This is a genomic window from Streptomyces noursei (assembly GCF_016917755.1).
GTDB lineage: Bacteria > Actinomycetota > Actinomycetes > Streptomycetales > Streptomycetaceae > Streptomyces > Streptomyces yunnanensis.
The window spans coordinates 1,086,216-1,104,097 of sequence record NZ_CP070326.1; the positions used below are offsets into that span (position 1 = coordinate 1,086,216).

Genomic DNA, 17,882 nt, shown 5'->3' on the forward strand with positions numbered 1-17,882 from the left:
AGGTTCACAGCGCGCGTTATGCGGCCTCGACATAACGCCTGGGACATCATGGCCGCGCTGATCACGCCGTCGTACCACCCGCCCTGGGAGGTGACATGTTCGATGGCCGACAACGCTGGCCACTCCGGACCCGCTGATCTGGCTACTCCGTCGCGCACATCCATCTCGCCAGAGGCCGTGCGAAGCTATCGGACGCACCTGACAACTGGTGAGGACACTGTCGATCCGGCCACCTGGGCCGGATCGGTGCCGCAGGCGCACGGTATCGCCCCGCGGCTGCGTACCGGCCGTGGCAGCTGGTTCAACCTGTTGTGGCTCCTGCCTTTGGGGCTGGTCATCTTGATCAGCGCGGTCGCCGCCGCGCAGGGCCTTCGCCACGTCCCTGCGGTACGGCACTTCATCGAGCACTACCCCGGCACGGTCACGTCGGCTGGCCTGACTCGAACCGGTGGTCTGCCCGCCTGGACCGGGGTACAGCACTTTCTGAACCTGTTCTTGATGCTCTTCATCGTGCGTGCGGGGCTGCAGATTTTCGCTGATCACCCTCGGCTGTACTGGACCCGGCACAGCACTCCGGGCAGGGAGTGGTTCCGCGCACAGAAGCCGGTTCCCGCCGACCCATTGTGGACGGCGAAGAAGGGCTCGATCAGTCTGCCGGGCCAGGTCGGACTGCCAGGCATCCGGCACTCGATCGGGCTGGCCCGGTGGTGGCATCTCGGCGTCAACGTCCTGTGGGTGCTCAATGGCCTGGTCTTCTACGCCCTGCTCTTCGCAACCGGCCAGTGGCGGATGGTGGTGCCCACGAGCTGGGTCGTCTTCCCCCACGCCGTCTCGGCCCTGCTCCAGTACATGTCTCTTGACTGGCCGACCGAGACCGCCTGGGTTGGTTACAACGGGTTGCAGCAGATCGCCTACTTCATCACGGTCTTCGTCGCTGCTCCAGCCGCACTCGTCACCGGCCTGGGCATGTCCCCGGCCTTGTCCACCCGTTTCAAGCGGATCAGCAAGGTACTCAGCATCCAGGCCGCACGGTCGCTGCATTTCCTGGTGCTGGTGTGGTTCGTGCTCTTCACCATCGTCCATGTCAGCCTGGTGTTCACCACCGGACTGCTGCGCAACCTCAACCACGTCTACGCCGCGCGAGCCGGTGGCGACTGGACCGGCTTCTACGTCTTCTTGGCGTCCATGATGGTCGTCCTTGCCGGCTGGATCACGGCCACCCCGTTCACGCTGCGGCATCCTCGCACCGTGCAGCGCCTCGGGCACGCCCTCATCGGCCCTGTTCAGCATCTCTTCGAGCATGTGGACTCCAGCCCCGGCGAATACACCGAGAAGGACATCTCTCCCTACTTCTGGCACAACGGGCAGTATCCGGACTCGCCGGAGTACCGGAAGCTGTTCGAGAGCGACTTCGCCGGCTACCAGCTGCAGATCGGCGGCCTGGTCGACAACCCCGTCGCCCTCGATCTGCGCCAGCTTCGGGCCATGCCTTACCACGAACAGATCACGCAGCACTTCTGCATCCAGGGGTGGTCGGGAGTCGCCAAGTGGGGCGGCGTGTCCATGCGTACCATCTTGGACCTGGTCGAGCCCCGACCCGAGGCCAGGTGGGTCGTCTTCTACTCTCTCGGCGACGGCCCCGACAAGGGCCTGTACTACGACGCCCACCCCATCGAGCAGATGAGCCACCGCCTCACCATGCTCGCCTACGACATGAACGGTGAACCGCTGTCCTACGGGCACGGAGCCCCGTTGCGGTTGCGCAACGAGGTACAGCTGGGTTTCAAACAGGTCAAGTGGATCGGTGGGATCGAGTTCGTCGCGGACTTCGCCGATATCGGAGGAGGCCACGGTGGCTACAACCAGGACCACGAATTCTTCGGCTACCGGCAGCCCCTTTGAGCGACGGACCTTAAGCGGGCACCGTATGAGTACGCCGACCTGGCGGGCCTCCCGCGCAGTGTCCTGGACCTGGCCGGTAAGCCGCTCGCCGCCGGACACGACGTCATCAGCGGCATCGGCGGCGGCCTCCTGGGAGGCGCCGCCAAGGACACCGTCGGCCTCAACCCCTACAAGGAGATCCTCGGCGCCGCGTCCAAGGCGTTCAACGCCGTCGAACGCTTCGCCCTCACGTCGGGCGGGTGCCACTCGCTGACTCGGCCATCGCCCCGCCCCAGCGAAGGCGGGAGCGCGCACCTGAGCAGGCGCCCGGAAGTGATAAAGCGACAGCAGGCGGCGCTCCTCCGACCGTTGCACCACGGTGCGCGCGATGCCATGGATCACGCCGGGCGCCGGGCGCCGCGCCGATGATCTCCGCCGGCAACCGGCCGGTGACGCGACGAGGTGCGCCGGGCTGCCGGACGGGTTAGCGTCGTAGCCGGGCCCCAGCCGGTGAGAGCCATCACCGCCCGGCCGGCTGGTGGAGTGGGAGCCGACCGCGATCGGCATGACCAAGACCCCAGGCGCCGGACCGCTCCTTCAGCAGTTCGGCCAAGAACGTGGGGAGCGAACCATGACCGCCCGGGTTGCCATTAACGGGCCCAGCCGCATCGCCCGGTCGACGCTGACCGATCACGCCCTCGACGCGGCCGGCATCGTCAGCGTGATCAGACGGAAGACAACCGACGCCGAGGCCAACGACATCTTCCGGCAGGAGGCCGCACCTGGCCGCTACCGGGATGGTCTGGAGATCAAGGACGACCCCCCGGTGCCCAGCAGCACCGTGCCGGGTCTGCGGGCATCCGCCGTCGAGCGCACGCGGACCGCCTCTGCCGACGACAGTCTGCGGGCGGTCATGGCCGGCTACGACAACGAGTGGGGCGGTGCTCAGCAGACGGTGCGCCAGACACCGGCCGTGCTGGGCCAGGCCGCGCCTTCGCGATGAGCGCAGCAGCCGCGCCGGATCCCGCCTCGGCCGGGCCGGTTCTCACCCTGACGATGAACCCTACCGTCGACATGTGCTGGGATGTCGGCCACCTTGCCGACATCGGCAAGAACCGCGCCCGGGTCAGGTCTGTGGCCGGCGGGGGCGGTGGAATCAACGTCGCCCGTGCTGTGGTGCGCCTCGGAGGACGGGCCACCGCCGTGCACACCGCCGGCCGCGAGGTCGGCCGGCGCCTGAACAGATTGCTGGATGAAGAGGGCATCGACCACATCGCCGTCGAGATCCACGGCGAGACCCGCGAAGCACTCGTACTGTTCGAGACCGAGTCGCGCCGCAGCCATCACATCGTCCCGCCCGGTCCGCGCCTCGACGACCACGAGGGATGGCGCTGCCTGGATGTGCTGGAGCAGGCCATCGGCACCAGCCGCTACGTCGTGGCCAGCGGCAGCCTTCCCGGCGGCCTGCCAGACGACTTCTACGCGGCCGTCGCCCGCCGGATCAGGGCGGCCGGAGCCCGGCTGGTGCTGGACACGTCAGGTCCGGCGCTGCGGCAGGGGCTGTCGGAAGGCGTCTTCCTGCTCAGGTGCAACCGGACAGAGGCCGCCGACCTCATCGGACGGACCGTCCGCAGCTTCGACGATGCCCGAGCCGTCAACGAGCGTCTGCTCACCACAGGCGCCGCCGAGATCGCCGTCACCACGATCGGCGACCTGGGCGCTCTCTGCTCGACCCGCCACGGCCACACCGAACTGCATGCACCATCGCCGCCCGGAAAGCTGCTCAGCGACGCCGGGGCCGGAGACAGCATGGTGGCCGCGCTCACCACTCGGCTGGCCGCAGGCGACGATCCGGTCAGCGCCTGCGCGCTGGGGGTGGCCGTGGCCGCCGCGTCGGTACTCACCCCCGGCACCGAGCCCTTCGACCGGGAGGTGGCCGAGTCCCTCCGCCGCGACGTGGGGATCAGGTTCCGAACCAGCTCGTGATCGGGAACGTTACCGCCGCATCGTTCCCCTGCTCTCCGCCTCGTCCTTGATATGCCAGCCCTTCCAGCGAGTTGCGCCGTGGCCGGAGAGGTGAAGGCAGCGGGAGCCGCGAATTCCGGTGCGGCCATCAGACCGAGGGCGAGGCCGCCGGCGGCGGCGAGAGGCGCTCTCTCGCATGTCTCACCAACTGGGCCGCCCCCAGACATACGAGCCCTGGCCTGTCACTATGCGCTCGCCCTGGACCTGCTGGATACTCCTGGACGGCCGTTACAACCTGTGCCATAAATGCCTGCACCTCGGGAACGCCCCACGGCCTCAACCCCATTGCATCCACTGTTCTACGTCCTCTTCAGTCAGGCCCTGAAGGCGGGCCTGACCCAGCCTCCCCCGCACCCGGTCGAGAGTGATCCGGTAGCTGTAGATGGTGGCCTCTTCCAGATCTTCAGCCTTCATGGCTAGCCACTGGTCGAGCCACTCATCCACGGTGATCTTGCTAGGCGGTACAAACGCCCTTTCGCCTCGACGGTGGGTGATGCGCCCACTCTGAGGCACCTAAATACTCCAGTCGTAGATCGCGACCTGACGGGGCCGCAAGACGGAGGCACGCTGCCCCGAAGCCGGCGAAAGGTGGTGGCGGACTGCTGCGTTCGTCTGCGCGCGCTGATGGCGGCGGGCACCGTGGTCTCGCGTGCCGGTTACCACACTCTGGGGATGAGGCGGGGGGTGGTGGCGGCGTAGTCGGTGTAATCGGGGCCGAGATGGTGGATGAGGATGGTGTCTTCGGTACGGATGCGGTACAGCAGTGCAGCCAGGGTGCTGCCGGTGAGTACCAGCCAGGCGGGGACGTCGTTGAGCGCCGTGGCGGCGCCAGCCACGGCGAGCAGGCCGCCCGCATAGGAGGGGTGGCGCACATACCGGTAGGGGCCGGTGCGGATGACGGGCTGGTCGTCGCGGACGTCGATGGTGGCGCGGAAGTGGGTGCCGAGGGTGCGTACGGCCCACCAGCGCACGGCGAGGCCAGCCCATACGGCAGGGAGAGCGACGAGGGCCGCCGTTGCGGGGTCGCCGACCAGGGGCACGGTCGGCCTGCGCCAGGCGAGTGCAACCGCGCCGGCTTCGCCGAGTACGCCCGTACCGAGCAGGACGAGAGTGCTGCGCCGTTCCGACGCCAACGGCCTGCTGCCGCTCCCTCGTCGTCTGGCCATCCAAGCGGCCTCCACCCCGTACCAGGTGGCGCAGGTCAACCCGGCGACAGTCCAGACGCCGACCCGCCAGTTCATCATCTTTTGTTCCTTTTCATCCTGAATGCGGTTAACGTTCGATCATGCGCGAGAATCTGCACTGTCGGCCCTTTCGCGAGGAGGACCTGCACCTGCTCGACGGCGTCGCCGAGGACCCCACGGTGCTCGGCCCGTACGCGTGGACGGGCTTCAGCAGTGGACTGCGTCGCCGCTGGGCGGAAACGGGGCTGCTGACCGACGACGGCGGAGCGCTGGCCGTGGTGGACCAGGGCGAGCCGGTCGGAGTGGTCTCCTGGCGGAAGGCGGCCTACAACGCCGCCTCTCACGCCTGGAACATCGGGCTGTGCATGCTGCCTGAAGAACGCCGCAGGGGAAGCGGTGAGCAGGCGGCCCGGTGGCTGGTTCACTACCTGTTCGCGCACACCCAGACCAACCGCCTGGAGGCGCACATCGACGCCGAGAACATTCCGTCGCGCATGGGGATCGAGAAGGTCGGCTTCGTCTATGAGGGCATGGCGCGCGGCGCCGCGTTCCGCAACGGGGCCTGGCGGGACGTGTGCCTGTACGGCCTGTTGCGTGAGGACCTCCGCCCGGCATAACCCACGTCCGCGCGGTAATGAGGCGCAGGGCCGCCGCCCACTCGCCTGCGCCCCGTACCAGCAGCGCGGTAGCCGACCTGCCTGGCTCCCCGGTCACACCGGCACGCACAGGCGGGCCGCCATCTCGCGGTCAGGGGGACGGGCGGGCAACGGTGGCACCACGAGCGTGGACTTGTTGGTCAGCTGCGTATCCGCCAGCTTGGCAAGTGGCACCGGACTGATCCGCGGCGATGTCACCGGGTACGGGGACGCCTCGTACACCACCACCTCGTGATCAACGCCGTACGCCCCCGCCAACCGCTCGGCCAGCAGCGCTGCGCCGACGCGCGCGTCGAAATCCGGGTCGCGGTCGGTCATGCCGATCACACCGACCTGCCAGAGCACGAGCAGGCTGGTGGCGTCGAAGACACGCCGGCGCAGTAGGAAGTCGCTCGCCTCGAAACTCTGGCAACCGCACGTCCCCGGATCCAACCCAAGGTCGGCGAACAGCCAGTCCTCCGCGGAGGAGCCGGCGAGCATCCGCGCGGGGATCCCTTCCAGCCGTGCTCTGCGCACAGCCTCGTGCCCCGGATAGGCGAATACTCCAGGGTGCCCGTAGAAAGCGCAGCACACCAACCGCTCCCGGCGGACCTCGGACAGGATCTCCTGCACCATCTCCTCGTACGTCTCCGACCGGTGCTTGCCCTTGGCATAGAAGCCCGCCAGCGTGCGCACCGATGGGTTCAGCCGTTCCAGGTAGCCGATGACCATGGGGTCACCGACCAGGCACAGCACCGTATCGGCCTGTTCGAGGCAGGCCTTCGCCTCCAGCGTCAGATCGCCGACGGCCCGGTAACCGGTCCCAACGACGATGAGCTCCGCCCTTCCGTTGGTCACAGTCACCGGGCCACCGACCTCTCGATGTTCGAATCCACCGCGTGCCGTCGCTCAGTTCTCCTCGTCCGGCGCGTAGATGATGATGACGTGGGCGTCGGGCTGCTCCTTCACCGAGGTGTGGTTGGCCATCATCGACCGCACCTGCTCCGCATCACCTGACAGCAGCGCCTGCCGCTCCTGCTCCGACAGCCGGGACGCAGCCAGGTACTGTGCCGGCGCCTCGCTGAACGCGTGCTGCTTGGCAACGTCCGTCGCAAGGTCTTCCATGAACTCCACCACCGCAGGGGACATGACTCCTCCTCGGGTTAGGAATGGCTTCGGACACAGCCATTGCACCCCGCGCCCACCCACCCCGCCACCGCAATCCCGTCCCTGACAACACCGTCACCCGAACGGTGCAGCATCCTCCTTCCGGTGTGCGGTCGGCACGAACCCGCGCAGGCACTGACGACGCACGTGGTGACCGACCCCGAGGTCCCCGACTCACGAAGTTGCTGCGCGTGCCGATCCCGGCCGGGGACCGGGTCAGCCCTGGCGGCCCGGGGCGCCGCTCATCAATTGGCGACGTCACCGAGGAAGTCAGGACTCCACTCGGAGTGTGTGACCGCCCAGGTCACTGGATGTGGGGTGGGCGCCGCGCTCTTCGGGTGCTCCAAGCACCACCGCCAGGTGCCAACGGGCAGGCCGAGCTGTTGCGGATTCCGTTCGGCATGTGCGGTCAACGTCGCGCGCCTCGGACCAGTTCGTGCGCCGAGAAACCGCGTCGCGGTCACCACACGCGAAGGACGTGCATCTGCGCCGAGCACGGCCCCGAGTCGCGTCGCGCCTCCGGCCGGCTCGTGTGCCGCCCCTGCATCTCCGGGGATGCCCACACCCCGCCGCGCACACCACAGCGCAGGCATGGAGACAGCAAGATGACTGTGGCCCGGCGCGACACGCTTCGGTGCCGCAGGCCGGTCGGGCTCCAGGCGCCCTCCTGCCCTTCGCCGAGGGCGCGCGCAGGTGCATCAGCGACACGTTCGGCATGATCGAGGCGTTCCTCGTCCTCGCCTCCATAGCCGCCCGCCGGCAGCTGGAGTCCACTGACTCGGCGAGGCATTGTCGTAGCTTGAGCTGACCCGGCCCAGGCTGCGGCGGATGCCGTGGCGGCGGCAGACCTCAGCGAAGGCAGCCGCGCTGCTTCTCCTCGGCACGGCGCTCGGCACGGGCCTGAGCGGTGGCCAGATGCCGGTAGGAGCCGGCGCGGGAGACTCCGAGCACGCGAGAGATCCGCTTGACGCCGAAGTCAGCGCGGTTGTTGGAGATGAAGTCCCAGCAGTGGGGGCTCACTTCATCTCCCGGCCACCATAGGCGGCTGACTGACGCAGGATCTCGCGTTCCAGTTGCCCCTCCTTCTCCGCCTTCAGTAGCCGTGAGTTCTCCACTCGCAGCCGGGCCAGCTCCTCCACCGCGCTCGCCCCGACGTCGCGGCTCTTGGGCGTCGCCGGGTCCTCTTCCTTGCGGCCCCACGTCCGCAGCGACTCCGCAGTGATGCCGAGATCCGCGGCCACCGCCGCGTACGTACGCCTGCCGGCCGCGGCACGGTAGAGCGCGCCGGCGTCCTTCCGGAACTCCTCCGGATACGGAGACTTGCGTCCCACCTGGACATCCCCCTGGACCACCAAGATCCATTGTCCGGGTGTCCGCTCCTAAGGTTCATCCTCAAGGCGGGCGGTGCACCGTGGCAACGACCGTGCGCACCTTCTTCTGGGGCGGCGTTTTGAACGGTGGTGTCGGCGGTCAGGGAGGTACGGCCGCATTTCGTGCTCAAGGACTCGATGCAAGCAGGTCGTGGTGGAGTTGGTGGGGCAGGGCGGCCCGGCCAGGTTCGACGGTGTCGGCCCAGACAGTCAGCGGCTGCTCGTGCGTGCTGGTACTGCCTTTGATGAAGTGTGTGTAGCCGCAGTCAGTTGTGTACCTCGGGGCGGTGCCGGGGCAGTTCCGCCACGAGGCGTGCGCCCTGGGAGCTGTCCGTGGCCCGTAGCGTACCGCCGTGGCGTACCGCGATTTCGCGGGCGATGGCCAGGCCGAGGCCGGCACCGCCGGTGTGCCGACTGCGGGCGTCGTCAAGGCGGGTGAAGCGTTCGAAGATGCGCTCCTGGTCGACCGGTGGGATTCCGGGGCCGTCGTCGAGCACGTCGAGGCGGAGCGCGGGGCGACCGTCGGCGTCGGTGCAGGGGGTGTGGTCGGCGTGCTCGGTGCGCAGGGTGACTTGGACGGTGGTGCGCGCGTAGCGGCAGGCGTTGTCGAGCAGGTTGCGCAGCAGCCGTTCCAGTTGGAGGGCACTGCCGCGTACGTGGACGGGTCCATCGGCGATGCAACGGATGTCCAGGGGGCGGGAGTGACGCCGATGCTGGTACTCGGCCACGAGGTCGTGGGCGAGCGCGGTCAGCTCTACGGTGCCGCCATCGGGTGGGGTGGTGGCGTCGAGGCGGGTGAGCAGGAGCAGGTCCTCGCTGAGGTCCTGGAGTCGGTTGATGTCGGTGAGTGCGCCGCGTACGAGTTCGGGCCAGTCGACGCCGTGGGGGTGGGCCAGGGCCGCTTCGAGACTGGCCCGCAGTGTGGCGAGGGGGCTGCGCAGTTCGTGGGAGGCATCGGCGACGAAGCGTTGCTGGCGTTCTGCGGCGCTGTGCAGGCGGTCCAGGGTCGCGTTGGTGGAGCGTGCCAGCTTGGTGATCTCGTCGCCGGAGGTCGGTACGGGGACCCGGCGGTCCAGTGAGTGCGCGGTGATGTCGTCGAGTTCGCGGCGGATCGCGTCGACGGGGCGCAGCGCGCGGCCGGCGGCGGCCCAGGCGGTGGCGGCGACCAGGAGTCCGACGGCCGGGGTGCCGACGAGGGTGCCCCAGGTCAGCGCGGCGTCGACGCTGAACACGGGGTATGAGGTGTTCACGTGGCGCAGCCACAGCAGCGCGAGGAGGACCAGGAGTGCGGCGGTGGCTCCGGCGAGGAGGGCGGAGCCGGTCCGTAGGGGCAGGCTGCGGCCGGAGGGTCGGGCGAAGCCCCAGGCGGTGGCGCCGGTGATGAGTCCGATGGTCGGGGTACCCAGGCGCAGTCCCCAGTACAGGGCGGCCTGGGCCGTGTAGTCGGGACGGGTGGCATCGAGGTCCTGGAGCCACAGGCCGTCGGCGAGCAGCAGCAGGGCGGCCGCGGCCCCTGCCGTCAGGGCGGCGCGCAGGCGCGCCACGGCCTCGACGCCCCTGCCCGCCACCCAGGTCGCGCCGGTCACCAGCACTCCGGTCAGGGGTACGCCCAGCAGCACGGCCTGGTCGAGCTGGCGGCCGACTCGTTCGGTCTTGAGCCGTTCCACGAGGGTGGCGCCCGGTGGGCCCGCAGCGGCATCGGCGTACTGGAGCCAGGTGATGCCCGCGCCCAGGGCCAGCACCGCCAGGATTGCGGCGGTCAGCGCCGCCCGGGCCCGTGGCCGGCCGACCGCCCGTCGCATTCGCGCGCTCAGCCGGTCAGCGGGTGCGCTGGTCATGGGAGTGCCCTTGTCCGTTGAGCCGGTAGCCGCTGCCGCGTACGGTCGTGATCGAGGCGCGCCCGTACGGCGCGTCGATCTTGCGGCGCAGCGCACTCACATACACCTCCACGATGTTCAGATCGCCGTCGAAGTCCGCCGACCAGACCTGCTCGACGATCTCGGTCTTGGTCACCACCTCGCCGGCCCGCTCGGCCAGGCACTCCAGTACCGCGAACTCCTTGGCCGTCAGCTCGATCCGCGTCGGGCCTCGCCCGCAGGCTCGGCCGGCCGGGTCCAGCCACAGGTCGCCGACGTACAGAACCGCCTGGCGGCGCGCGCCGCCGCGGCGCAGCAGGGCACGCAGCCGGGCTTCCAGCACCACGTACGAAAACGGTTTGGCCAGGTAGTCGTCGGCGCCGGTGTCCAGCGCCTCGGCCTCGTCGTACTCGCCGTTCTTGGCTGTGAGCATCAGGATCGGGGTGTCGATGCCCTCCGCGCGCAGCCGCGCGCACACCCGGTAGCCGTTCAGGCCGGGCAGCATGATGTCGAGCACGATCGCCTGATACGGGTGCTCACGGGCCATGTACAGACCAACACGGCCGTCGTGCGCCACATCCACGGCGTACCCGGCCGCCTCCAGCCCCCGCTTGAGGGCAGCGGCCAGCCGCTCCTCGTCCTCGATCACCAGCAAGCGCACCCCACCAGTATCACCGGCGACGGCACGCCCATCCTGAAGCGATCTTCAGGATGCTTCAGCGTCATCTCAGGGAGGTCGGGAGACCCTCGGGGCCCATCCCCCGCTCCTGTGAGGTGTCCTGTGACCACGGCCCCCGCAACAGTCGCCCCGCGGCGCGGTGCTCCGACCGCCCCGGAGCCGGCGCCCGCAGGGTCCCGGCCGGCCGTGCCGTCCAGGGGCGTCGCCGCCACCGTCGCCGTCGCCGCGTTCGTGATCTACAGTGTGCTCGCGCTGCGCCGGCACGCCCAGTTCCGCACCACCGGTTACGACCTGGGCATCTTCGGCCAGGCCGTCCGCTCCTACGCCCAGGGGCACCTGCCCGTCTCCGAGATCCGCGTGGCCACCGGCGGGCCCGGCCTGACAGCGGACGGCTTCCCGCTGCTCGGCGACCACTTCCACCCCATCCTCGCGCTGCTGGCCCCGGTGTACCGACTGCTGCCGCACGTCGAAGTCCTGCTCCTCGCACAGGCAGCGCTGGTGGCCGCCTCGGCATACACACTCACCCGCGCCGCCACCCGCCACCTCGCCCACCTCGGCAGGTGGGCCGCCCCTTGCCTGGGCACCGCCTACGCGCTGTCCTGGCCGCTCCAGCAACTGATCGGCTTCGACTTCCACGAGGTCGCCTTCGCCGTGCCGCTGCTGGCTCTGGCCCTGACCGCGTTCCTCGACGGACGCTGGGTCCGGGCCGCGTGCTGGGCCTCGATCCTCCTCCTGGTCAAGGAAGACATGGGGCTGACCGTGTGTGCCTTCGGCCTTCTCCTCCTGCGCCGCCACCGGCGAGCCGGAGTCGTGCTGTGCATCCTCGGCCCGACCGCGATGGCTCTGACCGTTTTCGCGATCATCCCGCACTTCAATCCCCAAGGGACGTACGGCTACTTGACCGCCGAGGCTTCCACCGGTGCAGGGGGCGGCTTGGCGCCGCTGCTCTCCCACGCCTGGGAGGCGGTGCTGCGGCTCTTCACCCCGGGCACCAAGGCCCTCACCGTGTTCATGATCCTGCTGCCCTCGGCCTTCCTCGCCCTGCGCAGCCCCCTGCTGCTGACCGCCATACCGACGCTCGGCTGGCGCCTGGCCTCCGACAACCCGGCCTACTGGGGAACGCAATACCACTACTCGGCGGTCCTGGCACCGATCGTCTACGCCGCCTTGATCGACGCCCTGGCACGGACCGGGCGGAAACCAGACGGAACACACGCCGTCGCCCTGTCCGACGCACGTGCCCGCACTCCCCTGACGCCGCGTGTCGACTCACGGGCCGCCGCAGTCGTCCCCGGCCTGGCACTCGCCATCGCCGCCGCGCTCACCTTCGCCTTCCCACTGTCACAGCTGTTCACCCCCCGACTGTGGCAGGACACCCCGCGCACGGCCGCAGCGCGCGCCGCCTTGGCCCGAATACCGGACGGCGCCCACGTCCTCGCGAGCAACAGCCTCGCTCCCCACCTCACCGACCGGACGACCGTCCACCTCACCACCCAAGGCGTCCTCGAACGCCACCTGGACCCGCAGCGGCACCCCGCCGACTGGATCGTCGCCGACACCTCCGACGGCTGGCCCGCCGGTGAGGCCCGCGCCGTCGTGAACCGAGCCACGGCCGCCGGCTACCACCGCGTCTTCGCGAACCAGGGGTATGTCGTCCTGCGCCGCGCTGATCCGTCTGACGCGCCTGCCAATCCCCTGTTGAGCACAACGCGGGCCTCGACTGACTCCTGCCGAACCGGTTCAGCGCAGCAACAATGACGTTCCGGCAAGGCCGGCAAGAGACGCGGAAGGAACGCTCAGTTGCAGCCTCACGCCCCCACCGCGGTCCACAGAATCGAACCTTCTTCAGAACCCCGGTGACCCTCGGCAACCCGACCGCATCGCTGACCGGCTACCTCGACTTCTGCCGAGACGCCGTACCGTAACGCGCTCCCCTTGTGCACCTGCCCGTCGATCTTGCAGTCGATGTCGTGGCCGTCCGCTCCGTCCACGAGCCGGATGGTGCGCGCCTTGGTGCCCGCCTTGATCCCGGTGGGGCTGCCTTTGACCTTCAAGGTCTTGATCACGGTTACCGAGTCGCCGTCGGCGAGGACGTTCCCGACTGCATCCCGGATCACCTTGTCCCCCGTGTCACTGGCGGGTTCAGTGGACGTGCGTGACCACTCGTGCCCGCACTCGGGGCAGATCGGGAGCGTGCCCATCTCGTAGGTGTACACGCTGGAGCACTCGGGGCACGGCGGCGGATTCTCGGTCACGGGGACGGTGCATTTGAGGTCGCAGCAAGATTGTAAATTGCAAAAATATGCAATTGCCTACATGCTGTAGCGGTCGTGCCCGTAGTAGCCGCGGGCACGGCACTTAAGCAGTGTCCCGCCTACTGGCGGGGCTGTGTATTGAGTGATCGAGGGTGTTCGTGCGGGTCCCGCTGTATCAGGCCAAGGCCGAGTTCTTCCGGATGCTGGGGCATCCGGTGCGCATCCGTGTGCTGGAGCTGCTGCAGGACGGGCCGATGCCGGTACGAGGTCTGCTCGCAGAGATCGAGGTCGAGCCGGCGGCGCTGTCGCAGCAGTTGGCAGTGCTGCGCCGCTCGGGCATCGTCACCTCGGCGCGCATGGGCTCCACCGTCGTCTACGAGCTGGCGGGCGGCGACGTCGCGGAGCTGTTGCGGGCGGCGCGGCGGATCCTCACCGAGATGCTGGCCGGGCGGAACGAGCTGCTGGCCGAGTTGCGGGAAGCCGAGGTCGGCGCCGAGTGAGCACTCCACTGCTGGGCCGGGCCTGGGGCTCGGTCCGTGCTCTGCTGCCTGGTCGCGCTGGTCTGGTGGCGATGGGCCGTAATCCGCGGCGGGATCTGCTGGCTGGGCTGACCGTGGCCATCGTGGCCCTGCCCCTTGCGCTGGGTTTCGGTGTCTCCTCGGGGCTGGGGGCGGAGGCCGGGCTGGCGACCGCGGTGGTAGCGGGCGCACTGGCCGCGCTTTTCGGTGGTTCGAACCTGCAGGTGTCCGGGCCGACCGGGGCGATGACAGTGGTCCTCGTCCCGATCGTCGCGCAGTACGGGCCGGGTGGGGTGCTCACCGTCGGGCTGATCGCCGGGCTGATGTTGATCGCCCTTGCCGTGGCGCGGGCCGGTCGGTATATGCAGTACGTGCCCGCCCCGGTGGTGGAGGGCTTCACGCTCGGTATCGCCTGCGTGATCGGGCTGCAGCAGGTACCAGGCGCGCTGGGCGTGGCCAAGCCGGAGGGTGACAAGGTCCTGGTGGTGACCTGGCGCGCGGTCGAGGAGTTTGTACGGCACCCCAACTGGACAGCCGTCGGACTTGCGCTCGCCGTGGCCGCGCTCATGCTGGCCGGCGCCCGATGGCGGCCGGCCGTCCCCTTCTCGATCGTCGCGGTGATCGCTGCGACTCTCGCCGCACAGCTCTTCCACCTGAACGCCGCCAGGCCGATCGGTGACCTTCCGGCCGGCCTGCCCACACCGTCGCTGTCCTTCCTCGACCCGGGCGCGCTCGGCTCCCTGCTCGCCCCGGCGGTGGCGGTGGCGGCGCTGGCCGCGTTGGAGTCGCTGCTGTCGGCGTCGGTGGCGGACGGCATGACCGTCGGCCAGAAGCACGATCCGGACAGGGAACTGTTCGGGCAGGGCCTGGCAAACCTCGCCGCCCCGCTGTTCGGCGGCGTCCCGGCCACCGGCGCGATCGCCCGTACTGCCGTCAATGTGCGCACAGGTGCGGGCTCGCGGCTCGCTGCCCTGACCCACGCGGCCGTGCTTGCCGTGATCGTCTTCGCGGCTGCGCCGCTGGTCTCCCGGATCCCGCTGGCTGCGCTGGCCGGTGTACTGCTGGCGACCGCGGTCCGCATGGTCGAGGTCGGATCACTGCGGGCGATAGCGCGGGCGACCCGCTCGGACGCCGTCGTCCTGGTGCTGACCGCGGTGGCCACCCTCGCACTGGATCTGGTGTATGCGGTCGTCATCGGCCTGGTAGTGGCGGGCGCGCTGGCACTGCGGGCGGTGGCCAAGCAGGCGCGGATGGAACAGGTCTCCTTCGCACCGCACCTGCCGGGCGAAGACCGCGAGGAGGAACACGCCCTGCTGGCCGAGCACATCGTCGCCTACCGGATCGACGGGCCGCTGTTCTTCGCCGGCGCGCACCGCTTCCTGCTGGAACTGGCCGAGGTCGCCGACGTCCGCGTGGTAATCCTGCGCATGTCGCGGGTGGCGACCATCGATGCCACGGGGGCGCTCGTCCTCAAGGACGCCGTGGAGAACCTGAACCGGCGCGGCATCGTCGTGATGACGTCGGGCATACGGCCCGGACAGCGGCAAGTCCTCAGCTCCGTAGGCGCGTTGGACCTGCTGCGCCACGAGGGCCGGGGTCCTCCCGATCCCCGTCCAGAAGACCGCCCCCGCCCCCGTGATCACCGAGGAGTCCCCCCGATGACCACCCCGCCCACCTCCGCGCGCCGCATGGTCGACATCTCCGGCGAGGAAGCCCTGTACCTGCTCGGAGGCGCCTCACTGGGCCGGTTGGTGTACGAGCAGCGGGAAGCGATCGCCATTCGCCCGGCCTCACATGTCCTGGAGTACGGGCGACTTATCGTCCGTACTCCCGTTCCCTCGGCGGCCCTCTCCGCCCGGGTCGCCGTCACGTACCACGCCGATCAGATCAACCCGACAACGGGCACCGGCTGGGCGGTGACCGCATCCGGTCTCGCCGAGGCCGTCACCGACGAGGGCGAGGCTGCCCACTACCGGCGCACCCTGTCCGGCTGGGCCCACGGCCCGCACGACGCACTGCTGCGCATCCACCCGCAGACCGTCGCCGGCTACCGCTTCGCTCATGCCGCTGGCTCCGGCGGGGCGCCGCGCGGCGCGGGGAGGCCCGCGTCTCGGTGATCAGCCAGCCCGTCGCCGTGCCGTTCCGCTGTGTGCTCGTCGCGCCGAACGAGCCTGCCTCGGTCCGACTGGCCCGTGAAACCGCTGAGATGACATATACGGGCTGGGGTATCAATCCCAGACATCCCGTCCTGGGGCCCGCCCTCCTTGTCCTGAGCGAACTGGTCTCCAACAGCGTCCGGCACGCGGCCACGGACTCACCTCAGATCACCGTCACCTACGCGGCAAGCACGAGCGTATGGATCACGTGCCGTTGTGACCTGGCCTCATCGACCCCGTAGAGAAGAAGACGTGGAGAGACACCATGACGATCCAATGGCGCTACACCACCCACGATCACATGGGAATCCTGTCACTGGTCGGTCGTCTCGACCGTGAGGACACCAGCCGGTTCGGCGGAGCGGTCGCCTGGGCGCTCGCGCGGGGAAGAGGTCCGGTGATCCTTGACCTGACCGCGCTGGAGGGGTGGACGCCGGCGGGGCAGGCCGCAATCGACGAGGCCGCCCGACAACTGGCCACGCACGGCAGGACGTTGGAACTCGCCGCGATTCCCGCGGACGGCTCCCTCGTCCCCGATGACACATGCCCGCCCCTGCCGGTGCATCACGACCTGAAGAGTGCTGTGGCTGCCCACTCCACTGCGGGGGCGCCGGGGGTGCGCCAGCAGTGGTGCACCGCCAGCTGGCCGACGATGTCCTGATCAGCCCATGCTGGCCTGCGGGGCCGTAGGCTACCCGGGTAGGGGGCCGAGCCTGGCGGCGACGCGGTCGCGCAAGAGCAGGTACTCGTTCCAGCGGCGAGGCAGCGGGCCGACGGGCCGTTTGGCAATGCGGGCGCCGGTGACGGACCGACCGTCAGTGAACTGCTCCAAGGTGAGGTCGAGTTCGATGCCGCTGGGCAGGCGCTTCCACCAGTGGTAGCCCGCCGGCTCTCCAGCGTGGTGCACGTCGCCGAACATGAGGTCGCCGCCGAAGGGGTCATGGACGACGAGAGCGGCGATGTCGCATTGCCCCCAGGCGGGGTTGCCCGGCTGCCAGTTGGCGACATCATCGGGTGAGGACCGACATTCACGCACGTCCGCAGCACGCGGCTCTACCGAACGCAACCAGATGCCCGGCAGCAACTCGGGAGCAGGTCACTGCCGGGCATGGCCTCCTCTCCTTCTCCCCACGGAAAAGAGGAGGTTCTCAGCCCTGGGGAGCGAGAGTGTCCAGGGCGGTGTCGAGGTCGGGGCACATGCTCAGCGGGATGGCCTCGGTGGCGGTGAGTACGGCCGTGGGCAGGTCCCGTACGCCGCACAGGGCGAGCGGTTGTTCCTGGGTGCCGAGGCGGAAAGCGGCGTCGAGTACGGCGGCTTCGCCGCCGAGGTGGCCAGTCAGCGTCAGGATCGTCACGTCGCGGCGGGTGGCGTACTGCCAGTCCAGGCTCATGCCCGCGCCTGACGGTTCGGTGAGGTGGCGGAGACGGCCCCGCGGCCGCCCCGGGTGAGGTGCAGCCGGATCAGTCGTTCGTGTCCGCAGTCGGGGCAGTGGTCGTGCGCGGTCAGGGCGGTGGGGTGGCAGGTCAGGCTGCAGGCGGGGCATTTGAGGCGAGTGGCGCCCGCGCCGCGCAGGGGTGCGATCCGCACGAATCTCCCTCCGAAGACTTCTAGAGTTGCTAACTTTAGCAATTCACGAGGCCGTGCCCCTGGGCAAGCTGGGCGAGGATGGCCGCATGACGTTGACGAATGGGTGGACGCGATGCGTGGAAGAGCGGTCACTGTGGCCGTCGAGGGCTGGCAGGAGGCCGGTCCGGTGAGCGCGCCGCTGTATCAGCTCAAAGCGGAGTTCTTCAAGACTCTGGGGCACCCGGTGCGGATTCGGGCGCTGGAGCTGCTGAGCGAGCGTGAGCATGCGGTCTCGGAGATGCTGACGCAGATGGATGTGGAGCCGGCGTTTCTGTCCCAGCAGCTCGCGCTTCTTAGGCGCGCCAATCTGGTCGTGACCCGCAAGGAGGGGTCGACCGTTTATTACTCGTTGACCAGTCCTCATGTGGCGGAGCTGCTGAAGGTGGCGCGCACCATCTTGACCGGGGTGCTGACCGGGCAGGCCGAGCTGCTGGCGGACCTGCGAGCCGCGACCGCGGAGGGCAAGCCTGGGCGCGCACCGTCGTAGCCCCTCAAACGGCGGCCGTCCCCGGCGCAACCCTGCGCTCTG

General features: G+C 69.4%; 20 protein-coding genes and 3 pseudogenes. 11 read left to right on the forward strand and 12 right to left on the reverse strand.

Going from position 1 to position 17,882, the window contains the following annotated elements; translation table 11 throughout:
• Window positions 1–48 precede the first annotated feature (48 nt).
• From JNO44_RS04795 to JNO44_RS04805, 3 genes are all read left to right on the forward strand, one after another.
• Window positions 49–1,902 (forward strand): molybdopterin-dependent oxidoreductase, encoded by a 1,854-nt coding sequence (locus JNO44_RS04795; RefSeq protein WP_240167413.1) that lies wholly within the window; start codon window positions 49–51, stop codon window positions 1,900–1,902.
• Between the two features lie 544 nt (window positions 1,903–2,446).
• Window positions 2,447–2,884, forward strand: coding sequence for a type I glyceraldehyde-3-phosphate dehydrogenase family protein (locus tag JNO44_RS04800; protein WP_205361721.1), 438 nt, complete (start codon window positions 2,447–2,449; stop codon window positions 2,882–2,884).
• Complete coding sequence (locus tag JNO44_RS04805; protein ID WP_268825815.1) at window positions 2,881–3,867, forward strand: 1-phosphofructokinase family hexose kinase; 987 nt, start codon at window positions 2,881–2,883, stop codon at window positions 3,865–3,867. Before JNO44_RS04800 ends, JNO44_RS04805 begins: the two co-directional genes overlap by 4 nt.
• Window positions 3,868–4,182: 315 nt before the next feature.
• On the opposite strand, the gene JNO44_RS04810 is transcribed toward JNO44_RS04805, so the two are convergent.
• Together JNO44_RS04810 and JNO44_RS04815 are read right to left on the reverse strand one after the other, a co-directional pair.
• Window positions 4,183–4,350 (reverse strand): tyrosine-type recombinase/integrase, encoded by a 168-nt coding sequence (locus tag JNO44_RS04810; protein WP_240167414.1) that lies wholly within the window; start codon window positions 4,348–4,350, stop codon window positions 4,183–4,185.
• Window positions 4,351–4,562: 212 nt separating this feature from the next.
• Window positions 4,563–5,150 carry a methyltransferase family protein gene (locus JNO44_RS04815; protein ID WP_205361725.1) on the reverse strand — a complete coding sequence of 196 codons (588 nt, stop codon included), beginning with the start codon at window positions 5,148–5,150 and terminating at the stop codon, window positions 4,563–4,565.
• A 41-nt stretch (window positions 5,151–5,191) separates the two neighbouring features.
• Between JNO44_RS04815 and JNO44_RS04820 the strand changes: the two genes are divergently transcribed.
• A complete protein-coding gene (locus JNO44_RS04820) occupies window positions 5,192–5,707 on the forward strand; it encodes a GNAT family N-acetyltransferase (RefSeq protein ID WP_205361727.1) in 516 nt (171 codons plus the stop codon).
• A 93-nt stretch (window positions 5,708–5,800) separates the two neighbouring features.
• Here the strand turns inward: JNO44_RS04820 and JNO44_RS04825 are convergent, their stop codons facing one another.
• Both JNO44_RS04825 and JNO44_RS04830 read right to left on the reverse strand, forming a co-directional pair.
• The gene (locus JNO44_RS04825) at window positions 5,801–6,589 is read right to left on the reverse strand and encodes an SAM-dependent methyltransferase (protein ID WP_205361730.1); all 789 of its coding nucleotides are present in this window, start codon (window positions 6,587–6,589) and stop codon (window positions 5,801–5,803) included.
• Between the two features lie 45 nt (window positions 6,590–6,634).
• Entirely contained in the window at window positions 6,635–6,874 is a 240-nt protein-coding gene (locus JNO44_RS04830; protein WP_205361731.1) for a hypothetical protein, read from the reverse strand.
• Window positions 6,875–7,165: 291 nt separating this feature from the next.
• Here JNO44_RS04830 and JNO44_RS43090 point away from each other — a divergent pair.
• Window positions 7,166–7,293, forward strand: a pseudogene (locus JNO44_RS43090) (glutathione-dependent formaldehyde dehydrogenase); the annotation flags it as partial.
• A gap of 448 nt (window positions 7,294–7,741) precedes the next feature.
• Here JNO44_RS43090 and JNO44_RS04835 read toward each other — a convergent pair.
• The 4 genes from JNO44_RS04835 to JNO44_RS04850 all read right to left on the reverse strand — a co-directional run bounded on the left by JNO44_RS04835 (window position 7,742) and on the right by JNO44_RS04850 (window position 10,779).
• The gene (locus JNO44_RS04835) at window positions 7,742–7,912 is read right to left on the reverse strand and encodes a hypothetical protein (protein ID WP_205361732.1); all 171 of its coding nucleotides are present in this window, start codon (window positions 7,910–7,912) and stop codon (window positions 7,742–7,744) included.
• Window positions 7,909–8,223 (reverse strand): transposase, encoded by a 315-nt coding sequence (locus JNO44_RS04840; protein ID WP_205361736.1) that lies wholly within the window; start codon window positions 8,221–8,223, stop codon window positions 7,909–7,911. Before JNO44_RS04840 ends, JNO44_RS04835 begins: the two co-directional genes overlap by 4 nt.
• Window positions 8,224–8,528: 305 nt before the next feature.
• Window positions 8,529–10,100, reverse strand: a complete 1,572-nt coding sequence (locus JNO44_RS04845; RefSeq protein WP_205361738.1) for a sensor histidine kinase — start codon at window positions 10,098–10,100, stop codon at window positions 8,529–8,531.
• Window positions 10,081–10,779: a response regulator transcription factor gene (locus JNO44_RS04850; RefSeq protein ID WP_205361740.1), complete on the reverse strand. Its 699-nt coding sequence runs from the start codon at window positions 10,777–10,779 to the stop codon at window positions 10,081–10,083. Before JNO44_RS04850 ends, JNO44_RS04845 begins: the two co-directional genes overlap by 20 nt.
• A 204-nt stretch (window positions 10,780–10,983) precedes the next feature.
• Here JNO44_RS04850 and JNO44_RS04855 point away from each other — a divergent pair, with 204 nt between their 5' ends.
• On the forward strand, window positions 10,984–12,555 hold the full coding sequence (locus JNO44_RS04855) for a DUF2079 domain-containing protein (protein ID WP_205361741.1): 1,572 nt from the start codon (window positions 10,984–10,986) through the stop codon (window positions 12,553–12,555).
• 188 nt (window positions 12,556–12,743) lie between these two features.
• On the opposite strand, the pseudogene JNO44_RS04860 reads toward JNO44_RS04855, so the two are convergent.
• Window positions 12,744–13,052 (reverse strand): annotated as a pseudogene (locus tag JNO44_RS04860) (zinc ribbon domain-containing protein YjdM); the annotation flags it as partial.
• A gap of 158 nt (window positions 13,053–13,210) precedes the next feature.
• Between JNO44_RS04860 and JNO44_RS04865 the strand changes: the two are divergent.
• From JNO44_RS04865 to JNO44_RS04875, 4 genes and pseudogenes are all read left to right on the forward strand, one after another.
• Window positions 13,211–13,552, forward strand: coding sequence for an ArsR/SmtB family transcription factor (locus JNO44_RS04865; protein ID WP_205361742.1), 342 nt, complete (start codon window positions 13,211–13,213; stop codon window positions 13,550–13,552).
• Between the two features lie 71 nt (window positions 13,553–13,623).
• A pseudogene (locus tag JNO44_RS04870) lies at window positions 13,624–15,165 on the forward strand (SulP family inorganic anion transporter); the annotation flags it as partial.
• Window positions 15,139–15,687, forward strand: a complete 549-nt coding sequence (locus JNO44_RS43095) for a pyridoxamine 5'-phosphate oxidase family protein (RefSeq protein WP_420882737.1) — start codon at window positions 15,139–15,141, stop codon at window positions 15,685–15,687. The pseudogene JNO44_RS04870 and the gene JNO44_RS43095, both read left to right, overlap by 27 nt.
• Before the next feature lie 304 nt (window positions 15,688–15,991).
• Window positions 15,992–16,387, forward strand: a complete 396-nt coding sequence (locus JNO44_RS04875; protein WP_205361746.1) for an STAS domain-containing protein — start codon at window positions 15,992–15,994, stop codon at window positions 16,385–16,387.
• Window positions 16,388–16,417: 30 nt separating this feature from the next.
• Here JNO44_RS04875 and JNO44_RS04880 read toward each other — a convergent pair whose 3' ends face one another.
• The 3 genes from JNO44_RS04880 to JNO44_RS04890 all read right to left on the reverse strand — a co-directional run bounded on the left by JNO44_RS04880 (window position 16,418) and on the right by JNO44_RS04890 (window position 17,314).
• Complete coding sequence (locus JNO44_RS04880; RefSeq protein WP_205361747.1) at window positions 16,418–16,762, reverse strand: YunG family protein; 345 nt, start codon at window positions 16,760–16,762, stop codon at window positions 16,418–16,420.
• Window positions 16,763–16,874: 112 nt separating this feature from the next.
• The gene (locus tag JNO44_RS04885; protein ID WP_205361748.1) at window positions 16,875–17,117 is read right to left on the reverse strand and encodes a hypothetical protein; all 243 of its coding nucleotides are present in this window, start codon (window positions 17,115–17,117) and stop codon (window positions 16,875–16,877) included.
• Entirely contained in the window at window positions 17,114–17,314 is a 201-nt protein-coding gene (locus JNO44_RS04890) for a hypothetical protein (protein WP_205361749.1), read from the reverse strand. The genes JNO44_RS04885 and JNO44_RS04890 overlap by 4 nt, the downstream gene beginning before the upstream one ends.
• A 166-nt stretch (window positions 17,315–17,480) precedes the next feature.
• Here JNO44_RS04890 and JNO44_RS04895 point away from each other — a divergent pair, with 166 nt between their 5' ends.
• On the forward strand, window positions 17,481–17,840 hold the full coding sequence (locus tag JNO44_RS04895; protein ID WP_205369385.1) for an ArsR/SmtB family transcription factor: 360 nt from the start codon (window positions 17,481–17,483) through the stop codon (window positions 17,838–17,840).
• Window positions 17,841–17,882: the final 42 nt, after the last annotated feature.

What these genes read in the sequence shown, in the direction of transcription:
- JNO44_RS04815 (WP_205361725.1), bottom strand. Translation starts at nt 5,150, where the DNA reads ATGATGAACTGGCGGGTCGGCGTCTGGACTGTCGCCGGGTTGACCTGC.
- JNO44_RS04795 (WP_240167413.1), top strand. Translation starts at nt 49, where the DNA reads ATGGCCGCGCTGATCACGCCGTCGTACCACCCGCCCTGGGAGGTGACA.
- JNO44_RS04845 (WP_205361738.1), bottom strand. Translation starts at nt 10,100, where the DNA reads ATGACCAGCGCACCCGCTGACCGGCTGAGCGCGCGAATGCGACGGGCG.
- JNO44_RS04875 (WP_205361746.1), top strand. Translation starts at nt 15,992, where the DNA reads ATGACGATCCAATGGCGCTACACCACCCACGATCACATGGGAATCCTG.
- JNO44_RS04800 (WP_205361721.1), top strand. Translation starts at nt 2,447, where the DNA reads ATGACCAAGACCCCAGGCGCCGGACCGCTCCTTCAGCAGTTCGGCCAA.
- JNO44_RS04885 (WP_205361748.1), bottom strand. Translation starts at nt 17,117, where the DNA reads ATGAGCCTGGACTGGCAGTACGCCACCCGCCGCGACGTGACGATCCTG.
- JNO44_RS04820 (WP_205361727.1), top strand. Translation starts at nt 5,192, where the DNA reads ATGCGCGAGAATCTGCACTGTCGGCCCTTTCGCGAGGAGGACCTGCAC.
- JNO44_RS04830 (WP_205361731.1), bottom strand. Translation starts at nt 6,874, where the DNA reads ATGTCCCCTGCGGTGGTGGAGTTCATGGAAGACCTTGCGACGGACGTT.
- JNO44_RS04805 (WP_268825815.1), top strand. Translation starts at nt 2,881, where the DNA reads ATGAGCGCAGCAGCCGCGCCGGATCCCGCCTCGGCCGGGCCGGTTCTC.